This is a genomic window from Ignavibacteria bacterium (genome assembly GCA_036262055.1).
GTDB lineage: Bacteria > Bacteroidota > Ignavibacteria > Tepidaquicellales > Tepidaquicellaceae > DATAJP01.
In genome coordinates, this window is sequence record DATAJP010000003.1 from 643,346 (window position 1) to 665,014 (window position 21,669).

The window sequence follows — 21,669 nt, forward strand, 5'->3', positions numbered from 1 at the left end:
ATTTAATCCAAATAATGAAATCTAAAATCTTATTTTTAATAATAAGCGGTGTTCTTTGTGCGCAATTTTTCGGATGCAACAAAATTGCAGATAAGCTTAATGAAAAAGCAAACGAACAGATTGAAGAGCAATTGCAAAGAGTCGATTCATCTTTAAAGGCTTCTCAAAAAATGATTGACTCGATGAAGAGCCTTAACCAGATGGATTCAGTAGCTGTTAAACTTGATTCTGCAAGCAAGGAAATTGAAGCGCTTATCAAGATGCAAGAACAAAAAATTAACGAACTTAAAAACAAATAATGAAACTACACGAGTATCAGGCAAAACAGATTTTAAAATCTTACGGCGTTCCCGTACAGGATGGTGTTGCAATTCAATCAAGCGAGCATTTCGATCGCGCAATTCAGGAGTTGCAGGACAAAGGAATTTCACAATTTGTAGTTAAGTCGCAAATTCACGCGGGTGGAAGAGGAAAAGGAACTGTTTATCATAAGCACAATAGAAATGAAAAAGTCGTAGAGGGCGGTGTGAAATTTTTCGGAGGTGATGTTGACCGTGCAAAAGAATATGCAGGAAAAATTTTAGGCAATATTCTTGTAACTCACCAGACAGGACCTGAAGGAAAAGAAGTCCAGACTCTCTTCATCACTGAAGGACTGGATTACAAGAAAGAACTATATCTTGGAATACTTCTCGATAGAAACGTTTCAAAAAATGTCATCATGGCATCTACCGAGGGCGGTGTTGAAATCGAAAAGGTTGCTGAAGAAACGCCCGAAAAAATTATTAAAGTATGGATTGAACCCGCACTTGGTTTAACTCAGTTTCAGGCAAGAGAGCTTGCATTCGGTCTCGGACTTGAAGGTGATGCTTTCAAAAATTTCATAAAGTTTATTACAACTCTGTATAATGCTTATGAGCAAACCGACTCATCCTTAATGGAAATTAACCCTATGATTATCACAAATGACGACAAAATCGTTGCGCTTGATGCAAAAGTTACGATTGATGACAATGCGTCTTACAGACATAAAGATTATATGGACTTACGTGACCTCAACGAAGAAGACCCGCTTGAGATTGAAGCTTCAAAATATAATCTGAATTACATTAAACTGGACGGTAACGTTGGCTGTATGGTGAACGGAGCCGGACTTGCAATGGCGACAATGGATTTGATTAAGCTTGCGGGTGGAGAGCCGGCAAACTTTTTGGACGTTGGAGGTACTGCTTCTGCAGAAACAGTTGAAAATGGTTTCAGAATTATTTTATCGGATAAAAACGTTAAAGCAATTTTGATTAACGTGTTCGGCGGTATTGTTCGTTGCGACAGAGTTGCAAACGGTGTTATTCAGGCAGCAAAAAATATTAACATCAGTGTTCCTGTTGTTGTTAGATTGCAGGGAACAAATGCAGTAGAAGCAAGAAAAATACTTGATGAATCAGGATTGAACTTGATTTCAGCCGATACTCTTCAGGATGCTGCGCAAAAAGTTACTGAAGCGCTTAGTGCTTCACAGCAAAATTATGTTTAGTTAAACTTTGTAGCCGAAAGCTTTAGCTTTCGTTCGAACCCTGAAGGGTTCGGCTACAATAAAATAAGATTATGAATCACGAAAACATTATTCAGGATTATTCATTAACGTATGACGATATATCTTTGCTTCCTGATAAAATATCGGACATCGAACACCGCGCTGAGTGCGATACGTCGGTTGACTTTTTGGGATTAACACTCGACATACCGATTATCGCATCACCTATGAACACAGTTTGCGGAGGCAGAATGAGCCGTGCACTCGCGGATATGAACACTCTTGGCATTGTCCACAGATTCAATTCAATTGATGAACAGGTTTTTGAATTTAAAAATAATGATTTAGACAATACCCCTTTCAAAGGTGCGGCAATCGGAATTAATTCCGAGACTGATACTTTACGCTTGCGAAAGCTTGCAGATGCAGGAGTAAAAATTTTCTGTATAGATGTTGCCAATGGCGGTTCGAGAATGCTCGAAAGATTTTTGAACAGCATTCAGCCAATGATAACCGAATATGATTTGAAAATAATTGCAGGCAACGTTGCAAGTTATGAGACAACAAAATTTTTAATCGAGCTTGAGGTTGATGCAATTCGTGTCGGCATCGGCAACGGGGCAATGTGCTCTACTTCGATTAAATCAGGCATAGGCATTGGTCAGGTTGATGCTATATTGCGTGCATTGAGCGCAAAAAGAGATTTAAACTCAAATGTTAAAATCATTGCAGACGGCGGTATCAATACTCCGGGAGCAATGTGCAAATCTATTGCTCTCGGCTGCGATGCGGTTATGTTTGGAAGAATTCTTGCAGGGAGCGAACAGGCACCGGGTGAAGTTCTGAAATACAACAACATGCTTTTCAAAAAATATTGCGGAAGCGCTTCGTTTGCTGTTAAGCAGGAAAAGAAAAATTATATTGAAGGTGAAGAGTCACTTGTTCCCTATCGCGGTGACGTGAAAAAAATTATTCAGGAATACAAAGAAGGTTTGCAGTCATCTATGAGTTATATTAATTCAAGAACTCTTGATGAATATAAAAACAACGCAACATTCGTTCGTCTGACAAGTCATTCATTCAACGAAAGAAAGCCGCAGGTTTAATGCTCAAGGTTTTCTGGTTCAGGAAAGACCTGAGACTATACGACAACAGAAGCTTATTTGAATTTGCAAATTCAATATCACCTTCAGACCAATTTTGTTTCTTATACATAAAGAATAAGAATTCTTTTAATTATTTTGGCGAGCCCAGAATAAGATTTTTATATGAATGTCTTGAAGAATTATCAGAGGGGTTAAATAATAAAGGATTTAAACTTCAGATAATCGAAGGAAATAGTAAAGAAGTTTTTGAAAAAATTTGTAAGAACTCAGGAAGTATTGATGTATATGCCTCAGAGCAATGCGAACCGTACTGTAGAAAGCGCGATGATGAGATAAGAGATGTTATAGAAAAGAATAACGGAAGATTTCATTTATTTGCAGATAGCACGATTTTTGATTTAAGTGAAGTATTGAAAGATGACGGAAAACCTTATACGGTTTATACTCCGTTCAGAAATAAAGCTTTAAAGATTTTAAATCAGAAAGAACTTAAAAAATATAAGATAAATTTTTCAAAATTTGAGAGTTCTAACGAATTTATTCTTAAAAAATTTAGGAGTTTAAACTATGCTTCTGAAAAGGATAAGTTTAAGAAATCACCTGAGTTTTCAGGCGGTAGAAGAGAAGCAATAAAGAAATTAAATCGTTTTTTGAAATCGGGAATTAAAAACTATCAACCAGATAGAGACTTTCCTGCCGTTAACGGAACAAGCAAGCTTTCTCCTTATCTTCATTTCGGAATTATCGGCATAAGAGAAGTTTTCCGAAATATTAATGTAAATAAAAATGCTTCCAAATGGTTAGATGAATTATTGTGGAGAGAATTTTATTACAATATAGGCTTTCATTTTCCGCATATTGAAAAAGAATCTTTCAAACGGCAATATGATAAGTTAAACTGGAACAAGAACGAGAAAGATTTTCAAAAGTGGTGTAACGGAAGAACCGGATATCCGATAGTCGATGCAGGAATGAGACAGTTGAATAACGAAGGATGGATGCACAATAGAGTGCGGATGATTACCGCAATGTTCCTTACAAAAGATTTGATGATTGACTGGCGCAAAGGCGAAAAATACTTTGCTGACAAATTGATTGACATGGATTTTGCGAACAATAACGGAGGTTGGCAGTGGAGTGCTTCAACAGGATGCGACGCACAGCCGTATTTCAGAATTTTCAACCCTGTTTCACAAAGCAAGAAATTTGATTCAGATGGAAAATATATTAAAAAATATATTCCCGAATTGAAAAATGTCGATGCTAAGTTTATTCATGCTCCCTGGGAAATGACAAAAGAAGAACAAGCAAAATGCGGATTGATAATCGGGAAAGATTATCCGAAGCCGGTGGTCGAGCATTTGATCGCAAGAGAAATTGCAATAAAAGAATATAAAAGAGTTTCAAAAAATTTAACCTAAATTGAAGTTATATATTGAAGTTATATAAAGATAAATATGAACCTGTAATCGGACTTGAAGTTCACGCGCAGATGAAGACGCACTCGAAGGCGTTTTGCAGATGCTCGACTGAGTTCAGCGCGCCCGCAAATTCAAACATATGTCCCGTTTGTCTCGGACATCCCGGAACTCTGCCCGTTTTGAATCATGATTTGGTTACGTTCATTTTAAAAATGGGGCTTGCATTAAACTGCAAGATTCGTGAACGTTCGATGTTCGCTCGTAAAAATTATTTTTACCCCGACCTTTCAAAAGGATATCAGATAACTCAGTTTGATACTCCGATTTGCTATGATGGATTTTTGAATATTAATCTGAAAGATGGTGAGGCAAAGAGAATCGACATTACCCGAATCCACATGGAAGAAGATGCAGGAAAATCCATTCATGATTTTTCCGATGATGACTCATTAATTGATTTTAATCGTTGCGGAGTTCCGCTTATTGAAATCGTTAGCGAACCCGATATCCGCTCGACCGAAGAAGCTGTTGCATATTTACAAAAAATCAGACAGCTATTGGTTTATCTTGACATAAACGACGGCAATATGGAAGAGGGTTCTTTGCGATGTGATGCAAATATTTCTATTCGCGAGTATGGAACGCAAAAATTTGGGACAAGAACAGAAATTAAAAATCTTAATTCTTTTAGGAATGTTTCCGATGCGCTTGAAGCAGAGATAACCCGACAAATCGAAGTAATCGAATCAGGTCAAAAAGTATTTTACAATACCATGACTTTCGATTCTGTTCATAAAAAAACTTCATCTACACGGACAAAGGAAGAAGCGCATGATTACAGATATTTTCCCGAGCCGGATTTAGTTTATGTTGAAGTAACTGAAAAATGGCTGAGTGAAATAAAATCAGGACTACCTGAATTCCCTGAAGCAAAGAAAGAAAGATTTAAGAAAGAATATAAGCTTTCAGATTATGATGCAGATATTCTGATTCAGAGCAAAGAGCTAAGTAAATATTATGAAGATGTCGTGAACTCACTCGAAGCAAAAAATGAAAATTCATTCAAAACTGTAAGCAACTGGGTTCAGACTGAAATTTTGAGAATATTAAATGAAAATAAACTTGAGCTTCATGACTTAAAATTGAAACCTGCTAATCTTTCTGAGCTTATCAATTATTTGAATCGAAAAGAAATAAATAATAATACCGCTAAAGAAGTCTTAGCAGAAATGTATGAGACAGGTAAAAGTGCAAGTGAGATTATAAAAGAAAAAAATTTAATTCAGGTTTCCGATGATGGTTTCATAAATGATATTATCAAAAAGATTTTAAGTGAAAATTCATCAGAAGTCAGCAGATACAAAGCCGGTGAGAAAAAATTAATAGGAGTTTTTGTCGGTAAGATTATGAAAGAAAGCAAAGGCAAAGCTAACCCCCAAAAAGTTAATGAGCTGTTAATAAAAAATTTAGAAGAAGCATAACATAAAAATACTGAATGAGAAAAAAACTGATTGCAGGCAACTGGAAAATGAATTTGGACATAACCGAATCGCGTGAGCTTGCAAAGACGATTTTAGAAAAAACCGATAAAAAATATTTTGAATATACCGACGTTCTTCTCTGTCCTACTTTTGTTTCTTTGAATGCGGTCGAGGATGTAATTAAAGATTCTCAAATTTTGCTTGGCGCACAGAATTTATCTTATGAAAATAATGGCGCATACACAGGAGAAATTTCTGCTTCAATGCTTAAAGTAATCGGATGTGAATATGCAATCATCGGACACAGCGAACGCCGAAAATATTTCGGCGAGAACGATGAAATCGTTAATAAAAAAATAATTAAAGCATTAGAGTTTGACTTAAAACCAATTTTATGTGTCGGTGAAACTCTTGAAGAACGAAATAGCGGAAAGCAGAATGAAGTTGTTGAAAATCAGCTTATTAAAGGTTTAAAAGATATTTCAGACTTAAACAATGTTGTGATAGCTTATGAACCTGTTTGGGCAATCGGCACTGGACAAAATGCAACTCCCCAGCAGGCAAACGAAATGCACAAACATATACGTTCGGTCATTGCAAAGTTGTATAATCAAAATAATGCCGACAACATAAAGATTTTATACGGCGGAAGCTTAAACGATAAAAACTGTAAAGAGCTTTTATCGGAATCCGACATCGACGGCGGATTAATCGGCGGAGCAAGCTTAAAAGCAGACAGCTTTATTGAGATAATTAAAGCAACACAGCCATAATTTACTGTCATCCTGAGTGAAACGAAGGATCCCATTCCCAAAGTTAGGGGGATTCTTCGCTCCGCTCAGAATGACACAAAGAAGAATTTAAAATTAAATAATAATAAAATGAAAGAAGTAGTAATAGTATCGGCAGCAAGAACACCGATTGGAAGTTTTCAAGGGTCACTGTCATCATTATCATCACCAAAGCTTGGCGCAATTGCAATTAAAGAAGCAATCAAAAAAGCTGGAATAAAACCTGAAGATGTTTCAGAAGTCATAATGGGATGCGTTCTCCCTGCCGGACTCGGTCAGGCACCTGCAAGACAGGCAGCGATTTATTCGGGCATTCCCGATTCAGTTCCGTGCATGACAATCAACAAAGTTTGCGGTTCAGGTTTAAAAGCTGTAATGCTTGCTGACCAGGCAATCAAATGCGGTGATGCTGAAATTGTTGTTGCAGGCGGATTTGAATCTATGAGCAATGTTCCCTATTATCTCGATAAAGCACGAACCGGTTACAGAATGGGTAACTCAAAAATCATCGACGGTATGGTTCATGACGGTTTGTGGGATGTATATAATGATTTTCACATGGGAACAGCAGCAGAAAAAACTGCAGCCGACATGAAAATTTCACGAGCTGAGCAGGATGAATTTGCAATCGAAAGTTATAATCGCGCCTTGAAAGCACAAAAGGAAGGTTTGTTTAAAGAAGAAATCGTTCCTGTTGAAATCACAGACAGAAAAGGAACAACAGTTGTTGCGGAAGATGATGAACTTAAACGTGTTGATTTTGAAAAAGGCAAAGGATTAAAACCTGCTTTTGATAAGCAAGGAACTGTAACTGCCTTTAACTCTTCGAAGATTAACGACGGCGCTGCTGCTTTGGTTATAATGTCTGCTGATAAAGCAAAAGAGCTTGGCTTGAAACCACTCGCCAAAATTGTTGCACAGGATTCATTCGCTCAAAAACCTGAACTGTTCACCACAGCGCCTGCTTATGCAATTCAAAAAGTTCTTAAAAAAGCAGGACTTGAAGTAAAAGATTTGGATTTAATTGAAGCAAACGAAGCTTTCGCCGTTCAGGCACATGCAGTTAATAAAATCGCAGGACTTGACCCTGCAAAAGTAAACGTTAATGGCGGAGCGGTTGCACTCGGGCATCCTATCGGCGGAAGCGGCGCGAGAATTTTGACTACGCTTCTTTATGCAATGAAAAATCGCGGAGCAAAACGTGGTCTTGCGACACTCTGCATCGGTGGTGGTGAAGCAAGCGCAATTATTGTTGAAGCTGTTTAAATATTAATTGTTGTTGGTGAAAACACCAACAACGGCAAAACTAACATAAATGGAAATAAAAAACATAACAGTCATAGGTTCGGGAACGATGGGCAATGGGATTGCTCACGTGTTCGCGCAGTTCGGATATAAAGTAAATTTAATTGACATCAAACAGGAATTTCTTGATAGAGCTTTGAAAACCATTTCAGGAAACATTGACAGGCAGATAAAAAAAGGAACTGTAACCGAAGAACAAAAGAATGCTACTCTCGCAAATATCAAAACATCGCTTGATTTAAAAGATGCAAAAGATTCTGATTTAGTTATTGAGGCAGCTTCTGAAAATTTCGATATAAAGAAAAAAATATTTCAAGATTTAGATTCAGCATGCAAACCTGAAACAATTCTTGCATCAAATACGTCTTCAATATCTATAACTGAGATTGCAGCGGTTACAAAACGAGCCGATAAGGTTATCGGTATGCACTTCATGAATCCTGTTCCGTTGATGAAGCTGGTGGAAATAATACGCGGGCTTGCAACTTCACAGGAAACTTATGACACGATTAAAACTTTGACGGAGAAAATCGAAAAAGTACCGGTCGAGGTACAGGATTATCCCGGCTTTATTTCAAACAGAATTTTGCTTCCGATGCTGAACGAAGCTATGTATTGCGTTATGGAAGGTGTTGCAACACCCGAAGCAATCGATACCGTAATGAAGCTTGGAATGAATCATCCTATGGGACCTTTGACGCTCGCTGATTTTATCGGGCTTGATGTTTGCTTGTCCATTATGGAAGTTTTACATAACGGTCTTGGAGATTCAAAATACAGACCTTGTCCCCTGCTCAAAAAAATGGTAGCAGCCGGATATCTCGGAAGAAAATCGGGACGAGGATTTTATGACTATTCTCAAAAATAATTAAAAACTAAATTGATATTCCTGCTTTGCGGGAAAACTTCATTAAATTAAATCCTTATTACTCAAATGAATTTCGAACTCACTGAAGAGCAAATACAAATACGAGATGCGGCAAAAGATTTTGCCGAGAATGAAATTGCTCCAACGCAAATACAGCGTGACATTAAAGCCGAGTTTCCATATGACATCGTCAAAAAAATGGGAGAACTTGGGTTCATGGGCATGATGGTTCCTCCCGAGTGGGGTGGCGCAGGTCTTGATACTATGTGCTATGTTCTTGCACTTGAAGAAATCTCTAAAGTTGACGCTTCTGTGGGCGTAATAATGTCTGTTAATAATTCTCTTGTTTGTTACGGTATTAACAAATGGGGAACCAATGACCAAAAGGAAAGATACCTGAAACCTCTTGCCTCAGGACAAATGCTCGGAGCATTTTGCTTGTCAGAACCCGAAGCAGGAAGTGATGCGACAGCTCAGCGAACAACAGGTGTACGTGAAGGTGATTATTTCGTTCTAAATGGAATGAAAAACTGGATAACAAACGGCAGCACAGCTGATGTTTATTTTATGCAGGCAATGACACAACCTGATAAAGGACATAAGGGCATTTCTACTTTTCTTGTCGAGAAAAATTTTCCCGGTGTAGAAATTGGTGTTAAAGAAGATAAACTCGGAATCAGAGGTTCTGATACTACATCAATAGGTTTGAATAATGTCCGTGTTCCGGTTGCAAATCTTCTCGGTGAAGAAGGTCAGGGATTTAAGTTTGCGATGGAAACCCTTAACGGAGGAAGAATAGGTATCGGGGCTCAGGCGCTTGGTATTGCTCAAGCATCGCTCGAAGCTGCGGTGAAATATTCAAAACAGAGAAAAGCATTTGATAAACCGATTGCTGACCTGCAGGCAATCCAATTCAAGCTTGCCGATATGGCAGTAAACACACAAGCTGCAAGATTATTGCTTTATAAAGCTGCTCTTGCTAAAGACGAAGGTGAAGCATACATAAAAGAGGCTGCAATGGCAAAGCTTTATACAAGTAAAGTTGCGGTCGCTAATACGCTTGAGGCAATTCAGGTTCACGGTGGTTATGGTTATGTAAGAGAATATTTAGTTGAAAGATATTTGCGAGATGCAAAGATTACGGAAATTTATGAAGGCACAAGCGAAATTCAGAGAATTGTAATTGCAAGAGAGCTTTTAAGAAACCATTAAAAATTAAATGTTATCCTTGCGGATAAATTAACGGAGTTGAAATTATTCGCAAGAGAGGACACAACGGGTTTCTGATTATCAGGACTAAGAGGTACCAACCTATACGATACCTCAAAGTTATATCCGAATCTTGAAAGCGAACCATATCCGACTCCCATCGAGTAATGAGCTTTCCACATTGAGTTCTCAGCCGTCTGAATATCAACAAAACCGGTAAAATTACTGTTTGTGTATCTGTAGTTTGTATATTTTTCTTTGATGTATATCGGACCGCCTCCACCGGTAAAATAAATATTGCTTACAAAAAATAACATATCAGCAGTGAACGGGTATACTTTTACGTTAAAATTAATCGGCAGGGAGAATAAACTTGTCTCGCTCGGAAGATAATATAATGTTTGATTGTTCTGAGTAAATGCAAAACCTTTATTGCTGTGGGCAGTCGTAAAAACAAATGAGGGCGATAACTCAACTGCAACTTTTTCATTTATTCTTACTCCAAAAAATGGGTTTATTTCACTTAAGAAGCTATTATTATTAAAATCCAAAAATGGATAAATATCAGAAACTTTGGAATCTGTAAAGATTACAAATGAATATCCGATACCGGCATAAGGATATGAGCTGCTCGAACGTTCTTTAACTTGCGCCTGTAAGTTGCAGAAAAATAATCCGGTTATGAGGAATATGTTAAAGCAAAATTTTATCATATTATTACAATATATATCTGCTTAAATCTCTATCTTTCACAATTGTTCCTAATTTTTTCAATACTAATTCCCTGTCGATTTCAATCTTTTTCTTTTTGTTTTTATCAGGTATTTCAAACAATAAATCTTCCAATAGATTAGACAAAATGGTGTGCAATCTTCTTGCCCCGATGTTTTCTACATTCTCATTAACTTCGGCAGCAATTTTCGCTACTTCCATAATACTGTCATCTTTGAAAACAATATCAACACCCTCTGTTTTCAGAAGCGCGGTATATTGTTTTATCAAAGCATTTTCAGGTTGTGTAAGTATCTGATAAAATTCTTCATAACCAAGACTATCAAGCTCGACTCTTATCGGAAATCTTCCCTGAAGTTCGGGAATTAAATCGCTTGGCTTTGAAACGTGAAACGCACCTGATGCAATGAATAATACATGGTCAGTTTTGACTGAGCCGTATTTTGTAACTACCGTTGAACCTTCTACAATCGGAAGCAAATCTCTCTGCACACCTTCACGTGAAACGTCGGGATTAGAGTTTTGGCTTTGCTTGCCTGCAATCTTGTCAATTTCATCTATAAAGATAATTCCTGAATTTTGAACTTTATCAATTGCTTCTTTTATAACGCTGTCCATATCAATAAGCTTACCTGATTCTTCCTGAGTAAGAACTTTTTTAGCTTCAGAAACAGTGAGTTTTCTTTTCTTTTGTTTTTTCGGCATCATATTCCCGAACATTTCTCCTAAATTTAATCCCATATCATCTAATCCGACAGGTCCCAATACCTGAAGCATAGGAAAATTTTCAGCAGTTATATCAAGCTCAATCTGTCTGCTTTCAAGCTTTCCCTGAAGAAGCTGTTCGCGCAGCTTAGCTCTTGTATTTTGATATGAATCTTCTTCATTGTGAGTTTCGACAGCATTGTCCGAAGCTGCAACTGCCGCTTCTCCTGCTTTTTTTCTGACAGGTGGAAGTAAAATATCCAGGATTCTTTCAATTGCATTTTCTTCAGCTTTCTTCTGGACTTCTTTCATCCTGTCTGTCTTCACCATATTTACCGACTGGTCGGTGATTTCACGAACCATAGACTCAACGTCACGTCCGACATAACCGACTTCTGTAAATTTTGATGCCTCTACTTTCAAAAACGGAGCGTTAGCAAGTTTAGAGATTCTCCTTGCTATTTCAGTTTTTCCGACTCCTGTTGGTCCAATCATAATAATATTATTCGGCATAATCTCATCACGCAGTTTATCCGTTACGGATTGTCTTCGCCATCTGTTTCGCAGAGCAATAGCAACAGATTTTTTCGCATTTCTCTGACCGATTATATATTTATCCAATTCAGCGACGATTTCTGAAGGTGTCAGCTGGTTTATGGATATATTTTTTGAATTACCGTTTTTTATAACTGAACTCAAACTTATTTTTTTAGTTTTGTCTTTTGGTTTTTCTGTCGTTTTTTCTAATTCCATTTTTATAATTCAATTCCTCAATTTAATTCTTCAATTGATATGTTATTGTTCGTATATATGCAAATGTCTGCAGCTTGATTTAAAGATTCTTCGACTACTTGCTTGGCGGAAAGTTTCGAATATTTTATCAGCATTCTTGCAGCAACAAGTGCAAATTGTCCGCCAGAACCTATTGCAACAATCTTATCATCCGGTTCAATTATATCACCTGTTCCGGAGATTATCAAAGCTTTTTCTTTGTCTAAAACAGCAAGCAATGCTTCAAGTTTTCTTAAATACTTATCAGTTCTCCACTCCTTGGCAAGTTCAACTGCGGCTCTCGATAAATTTCCCTTATATTCGTTTAATTTGCTTTCAAACCTTTCAAACAATGTAAATGCATCAGAAGTTGCACCGGCAAATCCTGCAAGCACCCTGTCATTATAAAGCTTTCTAACTTTTTTTGTTGTGTGTTTCATAACGGTATTGCCCATAGTAACCTGACCGTCACTGCCGATTACTGCCTTCCCGTCTTTAATGACACCTATAACAGTTGTAGAACGTATTCTCAATTTTTGTTTTTTGTTTTCTTTTTTACTCATAATTTTCTTATAACTTTCTTCTTAATCTCGCTTTCTGAATGTTCATTGCTTCCCGGTATTTAGCGACCGTTCTTCGTGCAATTTTATATCCGGATTTCGAAAGTTCTTTTGCAAGCTCATCATCAGTGAACGGTTTTGCGCTGTCTTCACCCTCGATTATAGCTTTAATTTTATTTTTAATTTCTTTTGTAGAGACATCATCACCTTCTTCGTTTGTAAGATAATTACTGAAGAAGAATTTCAATTCATAAATTCCAAAATCAGTCTGGACATATTTTCCACGAACAGTCCTGCTGACTGTAGAAATATCCATTTGAATATCTTCCGCGACGTCTTTTTCATACATAGGCTTCAATCCCTCACCCATTTTTTCAAAAAAATCATACTGTCTTATAAGGATGCTGTTCATAACTTTGATCATCGTCTCACGTCTTGATTTTATCGCATCTATAAACCATTTAGCCCGCTCAAAGTTATTTGCAACAAAATCTTTCGTTTCCTTATTTAAGTTCTGCTTATCATTGAGAATCATATTCTTGTAAGCATTGTTCAGTCTTAAATTCGGAACACCCTTATCATTTAATGAAACAACATATTCATCATTTTGTTTCGTAACAATCAAATCAGGATAAATATATCCCTGCTCTGATCCCGTCTGCGCAGCTCCAGGTTTTGGATTCAGTTTTGATATGGTTTCAAAAATCTTGTTGACGGTGTTTTGATCAACATCAAGCTCCTTACATATTTTTTCATAATTCTTTAATCTGAATTCCTCAAAATATTCATTCAAAACTTTATCGCACAATTTTTTGATCCTTGAATCAAGTGCAAGTTCATCAAGCTGAATCAGTAAACACTCAACAAGATTTCTTGAAGCAATTCCGATGGGTTCAAATTTCTTTATGACTTCTAGAACTTCACAAATTTCTTCAACGGTAAAGCTTTCATTCTCAAATTCCGTTCCCGACTTTGCAACTTCAAGCTCAACTTTAAGCTCTTCATCCGTTTCTCTTAAATAGCCGTCATCATCAAGATTACCTATAATATGTTCACCTATAAAAGTTTGCTTATCTGAAAGATTAGACGTGTATAATTGTGAGGTAAGACTATCAGTTAGCGAAAAATCTTCCTTTATCATGTTATCATAATTCACGGTATCATTCGACTGCGGTTCGTTCTGTGTTTTATATCCATCCGATTCATTTTCAAAATAATCGTCCCAATTATATTCGTCATCCTTGCTGGCTTCTTCAGGAGCTTCCTGCTCATCCGCAGTAGTTTCTTTTTCTTCTGTCTGTTGTGTATCTTCTGTCTCAAGAGTTTCACCGTCTTCCAAAAAAGGATTAAGTTCCATCTCAGCTTTCATTAATTGTTCAAGAGCCATAGTCGGAACAGCAAGAAGACTCTGTCTCTGGATGATCTGCGGAAGTATTTTCTGGCTTAACTTTTGTGATTGTGTTTGTTTTAACATCTAATTTTTATTAATTAATTTTAATTCATTATAAGTATCTTCGCCTAATTCATTTATTAATCCGTCTTTTACAAATTCATAAATCGTAACATTTTCTTTTTCGCCTTCAGTTAATGCATCACTGCATTCACTGAATTTTTCATATCGCAATATATTTCGTTCATCTCCGGAAATTCTTATGGGAAACAAACTGCACGATATTGGTTTCCTAAAGTGTATCTCTCCTTTATAAAATGCTTTCTCAAATGAACATTTTGCAACTCCGTTTTCATACAAAGAAAATACACAATCTCTGTCATTAACATTATTAAGGTAATATTTATCTTCATATTTAATATAAAAACCTTCCGAATTAATAATATTCATATTTTTATTCTTAAGATATTTCGACACTGCTTCAACATTCTTTCTTATTATATCAATCTCTTTTTCCAGAATCGGAGCCCCAAGCTCGCTGTACATTGTGCAGCATGCTCCTTTGCATACACCGAGATTGCATTTGAACTTTACAGAAAAAATCCTGTCATCAATTATATATTTCGAAATATCAATCACTTTTATATCAGTTTAATTAAACCCTGGTAAAAAATTTTCCCGGATGCTGTCTTACCAATCCTTTGAACTCAAGCATCAATAAATGCACAAGACATTCAGAAATATTTATTCCTGTTTTGTCATTTATCACGTCAATATTAACGGGTTCGGAATTTAATAAACTCAAAATTGTTTTTTCATCTTTTGATAAATCCACATGCGCAGGAATTGCTTCTTTCTTTTCAGATTTATTTTCAAGTTTATGTTTCAACTTGTTTTGAAGCTCAGCAAGAATATCATCAACATTATTTATCAGCTTCGCCGTGCCTTTCTTAATTAAATCATTCGTGCCCTGCGATTGCTTTGAATTTACATTTCCCGGAACCGCAAACAATTCTCTGTTCTGGTCTAATGCAAACTCAGCAGTTATCAACGAACCACCTTTTATTCCTGTTTCTATAATTACTGTCCCTAAACTTATTCCACTTATTAACCTGTTGCGTTTCGGAAAATTAACTTTTTCAGGACCCGTGCCGGGCTCAAATTCGGAAATCACAGCACCCGTTTCAATTATTTCATTATAAAGCTTTCTATTTTCAGCAGGATAAACAACGTCAACACCGCTTCCGAAAACCGCATAAGTCAGGTTTCCGTTATCAATGCATTTTTTGTGAGCAATTGAATCAATTCCCTTTGCGAAACCGCTGATTACAGGAATTTCATATTTTGAAAGCGAATCGACAAGCTTGCTGCAAACAGATTTTCCATACTCGGTTGCAATTCTTGTCCCGACAATGCTTATTGAATATTTGTCCTCTTGAGTTAATTTCCCCCTATAGTAAAGAACAATTGGCGGGTCGAAAATATTCCTCAAATTTGCAGGATACTCCTCATCAAATATCGTTAAAATATTTATATTTTTCTTAGCACAAATTTCTATCAGATTTTCAGCTTCTGACCTGAATTTTTTATAATGATTTTGTGCTTTTAAAATCTCATTCGCAATTTTCTCATCGATTCTTTCGATTCTTCTAAGTTCTCTTATTGAAAGACCTGCAAGCTTCTCATAAGTATCTGCAGAACTCAAAATATTCAGAATTCTGACATTGCCTAACCTGTTAATTTTGCTTAAAAAATATAAATATATAAACTGTTCGGATTTTTTCACAACAGGTTAGCTTTTTAGTTTCGGGTCAAGCGCATCACGGATACCATCACCAAAAAGATTGACTGAAAATACGGTTATCATAATTGCTATCGAAGGAAATACTGCAAGTCCCCAGTTAGAGCCGGCAATTAAATATTTATATCCGTCATAAATCATATTTCCCCAGCTTGCAGTCGGCGGCTGAACACCAAGTCCTAAAAAGCTTAAGCTTGCTTCGAATATAATCGCTGTTGCAAGTCCTACTGTTCCGGTAATAATAACGGGACCTAAGCAGTTTGGCAAAATATGTCTGATAATTATTCTTGGTGATTTAAAACCCACTGCTTTAGTTGCTTCAATATACTCACTTTCCCTTATTGAAAAAATTTGTCCTCTTACAATTCTCGCAACATCAACCCATGCCGTTAAACCAATTGCAACAAATGCCTGCCAGAAACCTTTTCCCAAAACAACTGAAATTGCAATTACAAATAAAATAGAAGGAAACGCCCATACGACGTTTATTAACCACATAATAAATTTATCCGCAGGTCCTCTGAAAAATCCCGCAATCGAACCGAACAGTAACCCTAATATGATTGCAATGCTTTCAGAAATCAATCCGACAGTTAAGCTGATTCTGCTTCCGTAAATTAACCTGCTTAATACATCTCTGCCAAATCTATCCGTACCGAGCAAAAATGTTAATTGCTTGTATGGATTTTCTGGATTTAACTCTGCTTTTGAAATCGTCTGCTGCTGATTGTTATAATCTGTATATGTTATTGAATTATCAGTCTGGCTAATTATGCCTTTTATGGCTATATACTGTGTCTCGCCGTTCTGGTCTAATTCTTTTTTTACAAGCACATCACCTTTGAAACCGATTGGTTTTGTCGAGAACTCTAAAATTTGGTCATTGGGGTTAAATGGAGCGATAAACGGCGCAAAGATTGCAACGATTACAAGCATCACAAGAACCCACAAACCTGACATTGCAAGCTTATTACGTTTGAGCCGCTTCCATGAATAATACCATAAACTATGACCTATGCCATCATCAGGAATAACGACCATCTTGTCATTAGCTTCATCTTTCGCTTCGTTCTTAAGTTCCTGGTTTAGCTCTGTTCCTATATCCGTCATGACAATTTTACCTTTGGATCTAACCACGCATAAATAATATCAACAAAGAAATTTATTACAACGAATATTACTGCGCTGAATAAAACCGTTCCCTGAATAACCGGAAAATCAAGTTTTAAAATTGCATCAACCGCAAGCAGTCCGATGCCGGGCCAGTTGAAAATATATTCTATAAAAAATGCTCCGCCAAGTGTCGCCGCAAGTGATGCGCTAAGAGTCGTTATAACGGGATTAAGTGCATTTCTCAATGTATGCTTGAAAATAACTTTTCCGCTGCTAAGTCCTTTTGCCTTTGCCGTTCGCACATAATCAGAGCTCATCACATCCATCATTGAAGACCGCGTCATTCGCGCGATAATCGCAAGCGGTCTTAACGCAAGAGTTACCATTGGTAAAATTAAATGGTCCCAGCCCTGAGTTATATATCCAGATATTGGAAACCATTTCAAAACTGCACCGAAAATCAAGACCATTATAAGAGCAAACACAAATTGAGGTATTGATATACCAATAAGTGCAAAAATCATCGACGCGTTATCTATAATGGAATACCGTTTAATTGACGATATAATTCCTATTAAAACACCTAAAATTGTTGAAAGAAATAACGCGCTTGTTGCAAGAAGTGCAGTTGCAGGAAATTTATCCAGAATTGTCTTTACTACTTCCCTGTTTGTTGAATATGACCTGCCGAGGTTTCCCTGAACAGCTTTATATAAAAAATCCACATACTGAACATAAATCGGTTTGTTTAAGCCAAGCTCTTCTTTTACTGCTTCAACAGATTTCACGTCAGCCCTCTGCCCTAAAAGCATTCTTGCAGGGTCGCCCGGAATTACATAAAGAAGACAAAACGTGACCGTAATTACGCCGATTATTATTAAAATTGAATAGAGAAAATTCTTAGTTATGTAAACCCACATATCATCAATAAGGGGATTCTTCGCTTGCGCTCAGAATGACACAAAAAAAAAGTCTCACCATTATACTAATTAGTGAGACTTTATTAAGTTCAAATTTTAAGTATTACTCAATTTTGCTGCGGTTCTTCGATAACTCTTTTAGCTTTTAAAAAAGTCCTTGTATAGAATTCACTGCCGAGCTCAGCTACTGCAACTCCGGTTCTTGAACCTGAGTGCACAAAATATCCATCCTGTAGATAAATACCTACGTGGGTTACTCTTCCTTTGTTCATTGTATCGAAAAACAACAAGTCTCCGAATTTCAACTCTTCGGTTGAAACATCGACACCTACACCTGACTGCTCAAGTGAGGTTCTCGGAATAGAAACGCCTAATGCCTGATACATAACAGATTGAACAAAAGCAGAACAATCGATACCGCGTTTGGAGGTTCCACCCCAGAGATATGGAGTGTTTAGATATTCAATAACTTTGTACATTACTTCGTCTCTGTCAGCAGTGTTGCTTTCCAATTTCGGAACGAATCTGCTTAGAGAGCTTGAAAGGGACTCGAGATTAACCTTATCTATCTTAACTTTATCTGCTAAGGTGTTGCTGGCGACTAATTTAGAATTTTTGTTACCGGTAACACCCTTTTTAAGGTTAGCACTCGATTCCTGAGCTGAGGAACTTCCTGTCATCATTACCAAGAAAAAAACGATTGATAATATTGATAGGAAAGATTTTTTTAAGTGCATTTAATTTCCTTTTTTTAATTAAGTGAAAATGTAAAATAAAGAACATTTTACGACTTTGGTTAATAAAAATATGACAAAAATATCTATTTATCAAGCCATAAATGTCGGAAATTGACACGGTGCATAGGGTCTAAAACATACCCTCTCACGAACGGCTGGAGCATTCTGTAATCTTCATCATAATAAATATACAGCATTGGTGCCTGAGAAACCGCTATTTGCTCTGCCTGTTCATATAAACGGTATCTGGCTGCCTTATCCTGTGTTACAATTGCCTGTTCAAAAAGACGGTCAAACTCAGCATTTATATACCTGGTTGAGTTAACTGGGCTTAAATCATTCGGATTTGCAGGCACATTTTTGCCATAATATAGATTCAGGAAAGTTTCGGGGTCTGGATAATCAGCAATCCACCCTAAACGGTAAAAATCTGCTTTTCCTTCGTCGATATTATTCAAATGCTGAGCAAATGGCGTTTGTTGCAATTTCATATTTATACCAACATCTTTTAACATATTTTGGATTGCTTCGGCAATCTGAATATTTCTATCACCACCTGAATTAATATTTAATGTTATATCCAGCCCTTTACCATCAGGATAGCCCGCTTCAGCAAGAAGCTGTTTTGCCTTTGCCAAGTCATATGAATAACCTTTTATAAGCTTATAATTATAATCAGGCATTGCAGGAGGAACGATTCCGTAAATTGCTCCCATAAATCCCTGACCGTTCAGAACATATTTAATAATCTTTTCTCTGTCGACTGCATAGTTTATTGCCTGACGAAGTTTTTCGTTATTGAAAGGACTTTTTATTACAAGAAATCCGTAAAACTGAAGTGCAAGCGATGGTGTTCTTTGCAGAACAAACTGTGAATACTCCGGAGTCAGTTGCTTATTGTCATCGACAATAGTTTTGAAAATTGCATTCGGGATTCTATAGCTTTCATCTAAATTTCCGTTTTTGAATTCGAGCAGCTGCTGGTCAAGGTCTTTTATAAACTTGAATTTAGCACCGTCGATATAAGGTATCTGATTTCCGGCAGCATCCTTTTCCCAGTAATTAGGATTACGCTTTAAATTTAATTCCTGGTCAGGAATCCAGTTCACAAAACTGAATGGTCCGCTTCCAACCGGGTTCTGGAAAAAATCTTTTCCGTATTTGTCGATAGCTTCCTTCGGGACAATATATGCAACCGCGAGAGTAACATAATAAATAAACGGAGCAAAAGGTTTTATAAGCTTAATCTGATATGTCGAATCATTCACATAAATGAATCCTGAAACACCATTTACTTTTGGAGTTCCTGTCTGACCTGCTGCCACTGTAGCGTCGTAATATGCCTGCGCTCCTTCAACGTAATTTACAAAATAATTGAAACCTCTTGAGCTTGTCCTTGCATCGCAAATCCTGTCATGAGAATATTTTACATCCTTTGCAGTTACTTTTCTACCTTTGCCGTCAGGGAAACAGGCATTGTCCTGAAAGAATGAATTATCTCTTAAATGAAAAGTATATAAAGTCCCATCGGGAGAAATATCATAGCTTTGAGCCAATTGGGGAACGATTTGAAGATTAGTATCCAAATCAAGCAAAGCATCATATATCTGGTGACCAACATGATGAGAAACTACATCGGTAATTCCAACAGGGTCTAAGCTTCTGATGTCTTCAAGCTCATTTATTTTATAAATGCCTCCGCCTTTTATTCCTCCTTGAAGCGATGTCGTTGTTGTAGTTTCTTCTTTTCCGCACCCGTATAAAAAAATGAATGAGAGGAGAAATGACGCTATGATTGATTTTTTCATCATTTTAAAATTATTTTATTTTAACCGAATTTATTTTACTGTTCAACTCTTTTGCTGCATTATAAACGCAGTCTTCAAATTCTCTCTGCTTGCAATTCTTAGGAGCGGAGTAAATTATTCCCCTGCTTGAGTTTATAAGAAATAATTTATTGTGCAGGGATTTCAGAAGCTTGCTTGCGTCACCATGCTGAGTACCAACGCCCGGTATAAGCAAAGACGTATTTTTGTTTTTCTTTGTGAACTCATCTATTTCTTTTTCATAATTTGCGCCGAACACATACCCAAGGTTGTTTCCCCACTTCTTGCTTCTATCTATAACCCATTGATATAAATATTTTGTTCCTGCTTTCAGATATTGAAAATCTTTCCCTCCCGGATTTGAAGTCAAAGCAAGAAGATATACATATTTGTCCTTTCTTTTAAGAAAAGGTTTAATCGAATCTTCACCCATATATGGAGCCGCAGTTATTGCATCGAAATCATACATATCGAAATATGTTCTTGCGTAAAGCTCAGATGTATTTTCAATGTCGCCGCGTTTTGCATCTGCAATTTTTATCATATGTGATGGAATATTCACAAGTAACTTTTCTAACGACCTGAGACCGTTAGGTGTTTCATAAAAAGCTATGTTTATTTTATATCCTGCAACCATCCTTGAGGTAATTGCAACTATATAATTATTAAACGCATAAACGGGGTCTTTAGCTTTTTTGAAGAAATCGGGGATTTTTTCGACGTCTGTGTCAAGACCAATAACAACATTGGAGTTGTTGTTTTTAATGACTTTTCTAAGTTTGGCTATATATGGCACTATTTGATAATTGATAAGTACTGGGATTCCCGCCTGCGCGGGAATGACTTCACAAGTAAAAGAAATTTAGAATTTATTTTTCCACATCATTGATTCAACGGGATGAACAGTTTTTTTGTTATACTTTGCAGAAGATTTTTTATCATAAGGAGTCAGAACATCTCCATCGACTGCGAAGTAAATCAATTGACCAATCGGCATTCCGTAATAAACCTTTACAGGCATTTTTACGGATATTTCAAGTGTCCAGTAATTTTTAAATCCAACATCGCCTTTTCCTGCAGTTGCGTGAATGTCTATTCCTAAACGTCCGACGCTCGACTTACCCTCAAGAAACGGAACGGTTGTCAATGTTTCTGTATATTCTTTTGTAACTCCAAGATATAAATGAGTCGGCAAAAGAACATATCCTTCTTTTGGAATTTTAAATTTTTTTATCTTATTGTGTTTCTTTGCATCGATTATTTCATCTTCATAAGTTGCAAGCCATTCACCAAGATGAACGTCATAGCTGTTGGTTCCGAGATTTTTTCTGTCATATGGCTTTATGACGATATTTTTTTTCTTTATCTCGGCTAAAATCTGTTTGTCGGATAATATCAT

Annotated in this window: 21 protein-coding genes; 9 read left to right on the plus strand and 12 right to left on the minus strand. The window is 36.7% G+C overall.

Annotated features, from left to right (window positions below; genetic code table 11):
- The first annotated feature begins 14 nt into the window (after window positions 1-14).
- The 9 genes from VHP32_09925 to VHP32_09965 all read left to right on the plus strand — a co-directional run bounded on the left by VHP32_09925 (window position 15) and on the right by VHP32_09965 (window position 9,718).
- Entirely contained in the window at window positions 15-299 is a 285-nt protein-coding gene (locus VHP32_09925; protein HEX2788213.1) for a hypothetical protein, read from the plus strand.
- Complete coding sequence (gene sucC / locus VHP32_09930; protein ID HEX2788214.1) at window positions 299-1,534, plus strand: ADP-forming succinate--CoA ligase subunit beta; 1,236 nt, start codon at window positions 299-301, stop codon at window positions 1,532-1,534. The genes VHP32_09925 and sucC overlap by 1 nt, the downstream gene beginning before the upstream one ends.
- A gap of 71 nt (window positions 1,535-1,605) precedes the next feature.
- Complete coding sequence (locus VHP32_09935) at window positions 1,606-2,640, plus strand: guanosine monophosphate reductase (protein HEX2788215.1); 1,035 nt, start codon at window positions 1,606-1,608, stop codon at window positions 2,638-2,640.
- On the plus strand, window positions 2,640-4,061 hold the full coding sequence (locus VHP32_09940; GenBank protein HEX2788216.1) for a deoxyribodipyrimidine photo-lyase: 1,422 nt from the start codon (window positions 2,640-2,642) through the stop codon (window positions 4,059-4,061). The genes VHP32_09935 and VHP32_09940 overlap by 1 nt, the downstream gene beginning before the upstream one ends.
- A gap of 14 nt (window positions 4,062-4,075) precedes the next feature.
- Entirely contained in the window at window positions 4,076-5,542 is a 1,467-nt protein-coding gene (gatB, locus tag VHP32_09945; protein ID HEX2788217.1) for an Asp-tRNA(Asn)/Glu-tRNA(Gln) amidotransferase subunit GatB, read from the plus strand.
- Between the two features lie 14 nt (window positions 5,543-5,556).
- Window positions 5,557-6,315, plus strand: coding sequence for a triose-phosphate isomerase (tpiA, locus tag VHP32_09950; GenBank protein ID HEX2788218.1), 759 nt, complete (start codon window positions 5,557-5,559; stop codon window positions 6,313-6,315).
- 108 nt (window positions 6,316-6,423) lie between these two features.
- Complete coding sequence (locus VHP32_09955) at window positions 6,424-7,599, plus strand: acetyl-CoA C-acetyltransferase (GenBank protein HEX2788219.1); 1,176 nt, start codon at window positions 6,424-6,426, stop codon at window positions 7,597-7,599.
- Window positions 7,600-7,648: 49 nt separating this feature from the next.
- The gene (locus VHP32_09960) at window positions 7,649-8,506 is read left to right on the plus strand and encodes a 3-hydroxybutyryl-CoA dehydrogenase (GenBank protein HEX2788220.1); all 858 of its coding nucleotides are present in this window, start codon (window positions 7,649-7,651) and stop codon (window positions 8,504-8,506) included.
- Window positions 8,507-8,572: 66 nt separating this feature from the next.
- Window positions 8,573-9,718, plus strand: coding sequence for an acyl-CoA dehydrogenase (locus tag VHP32_09965; protein HEX2788221.1), 1,146 nt, complete (start codon window positions 8,573-8,575; stop codon window positions 9,716-9,718).
- Here the strand turns inward: VHP32_09965 and VHP32_09970 are convergent.
- The 12 genes from VHP32_09970 to dcd all read right to left on the minus strand — a co-directional run bounded on the left by VHP32_09970 (window position 9,715) and on the right by dcd (window position 21,669).
- Window positions 9,715-10,428 carry a hypothetical protein gene (locus VHP32_09970; GenBank protein HEX2788222.1) on the minus strand — a complete coding sequence of 238 codons (714 nt, stop codon included), beginning with the start codon at window positions 10,426-10,428 and terminating at the stop codon, window positions 9,715-9,717. The two genes, VHP32_09965 and VHP32_09970, sit on opposite strands and share 4 nt — an antisense overlap.
- 4 nt (window positions 10,429-10,432) lie before the next feature.
- Complete coding sequence (gene hslU, locus VHP32_09975) at window positions 10,433-11,905, minus strand: ATP-dependent protease ATPase subunit HslU (protein HEX2788223.1); 1,473 nt, start codon at window positions 11,903-11,905, stop codon at window positions 10,433-10,435.
- Window positions 11,906-11,922: 17 nt separating this feature from the next.
- Complete coding sequence (hslV, locus tag VHP32_09980; protein HEX2788224.1) at window positions 11,923-12,486, minus strand: ATP-dependent protease subunit HslV; 564 nt, start codon at window positions 12,484-12,486, stop codon at window positions 11,923-11,925.
- A 7-nt stretch (window positions 12,487-12,493) separates the two neighbouring features.
- Complete coding sequence (gene rpoN / locus VHP32_09985) at window positions 12,494-13,957, minus strand: RNA polymerase factor sigma-54 (protein ID HEX2788225.1); 1,464 nt, start codon at window positions 13,955-13,957, stop codon at window positions 12,494-12,496.
- Window positions 13,958-14,512, minus strand: coding sequence for a DUF3109 family protein (locus VHP32_09990; GenBank protein ID HEX2788226.1), 555 nt, complete (start codon window positions 14,510-14,512; stop codon window positions 13,958-13,960). It lies immediately after the preceding gene.
- Between the two features lie 16 nt (window positions 14,513-14,528).
- The gene (dprA, locus tag VHP32_09995) at window positions 14,529-15,659 is read right to left on the minus strand and encodes a DNA-processing protein DprA (protein ID HEX2788227.1); all 1,131 of its coding nucleotides are present in this window, start codon (window positions 15,657-15,659) and stop codon (window positions 14,529-14,531) included.
- A 6-nt stretch (window positions 15,660-15,665) separates the two neighbouring features.
- Window positions 15,666-16,784 (minus strand): ABC transporter permease, encoded by a 1,119-nt coding sequence (locus tag VHP32_10000; GenBank protein ID HEX2788228.1) that lies wholly within the window; start codon window positions 16,782-16,784, stop codon window positions 15,666-15,668.
- Window positions 16,781-17,707 (minus strand): ABC transporter permease, encoded by a 927-nt coding sequence (locus tag VHP32_10005; protein HEX2788229.1) that lies wholly within the window; start codon window positions 17,705-17,707, stop codon window positions 16,781-16,783. Before VHP32_10005 ends, VHP32_10000 begins: the two co-directional genes overlap by 4 nt.
- A gap of 107 nt (window positions 17,708-17,814) precedes the next feature.
- The gene (locus tag VHP32_10010; GenBank protein HEX2788230.1) at window positions 17,815-18,444 is read right to left on the minus strand and encodes a C40 family peptidase; all 630 of its coding nucleotides are present in this window, start codon (window positions 18,442-18,444) and stop codon (window positions 17,815-17,817) included.
- An 83-nt stretch (window positions 18,445-18,527) separates the two neighbouring features.
- Window positions 18,528-20,255 (minus strand): ABC transporter substrate-binding protein, encoded by a 1,728-nt coding sequence (locus tag VHP32_10015; protein ID HEX2788231.1) that lies wholly within the window; start codon window positions 20,253-20,255, stop codon window positions 18,528-18,530.
- 7 nt (window positions 20,256-20,262) lie between these two features.
- The gene (pyrF, locus tag VHP32_10020) at window positions 20,263-21,066 is read right to left on the minus strand and encodes an orotidine-5'-phosphate decarboxylase (protein HEX2788232.1); all 804 of its coding nucleotides are present in this window, start codon (window positions 21,064-21,066) and stop codon (window positions 20,263-20,265) included.
- Between the two features lie 66 nt (window positions 21,067-21,132).
- Window positions 21,133-21,669, minus strand: a complete 537-nt coding sequence (gene dcd, locus VHP32_10025; GenBank protein ID HEX2788233.1) for a dCTP deaminase — start codon at window positions 21,667-21,669, stop codon at window positions 21,133-21,135.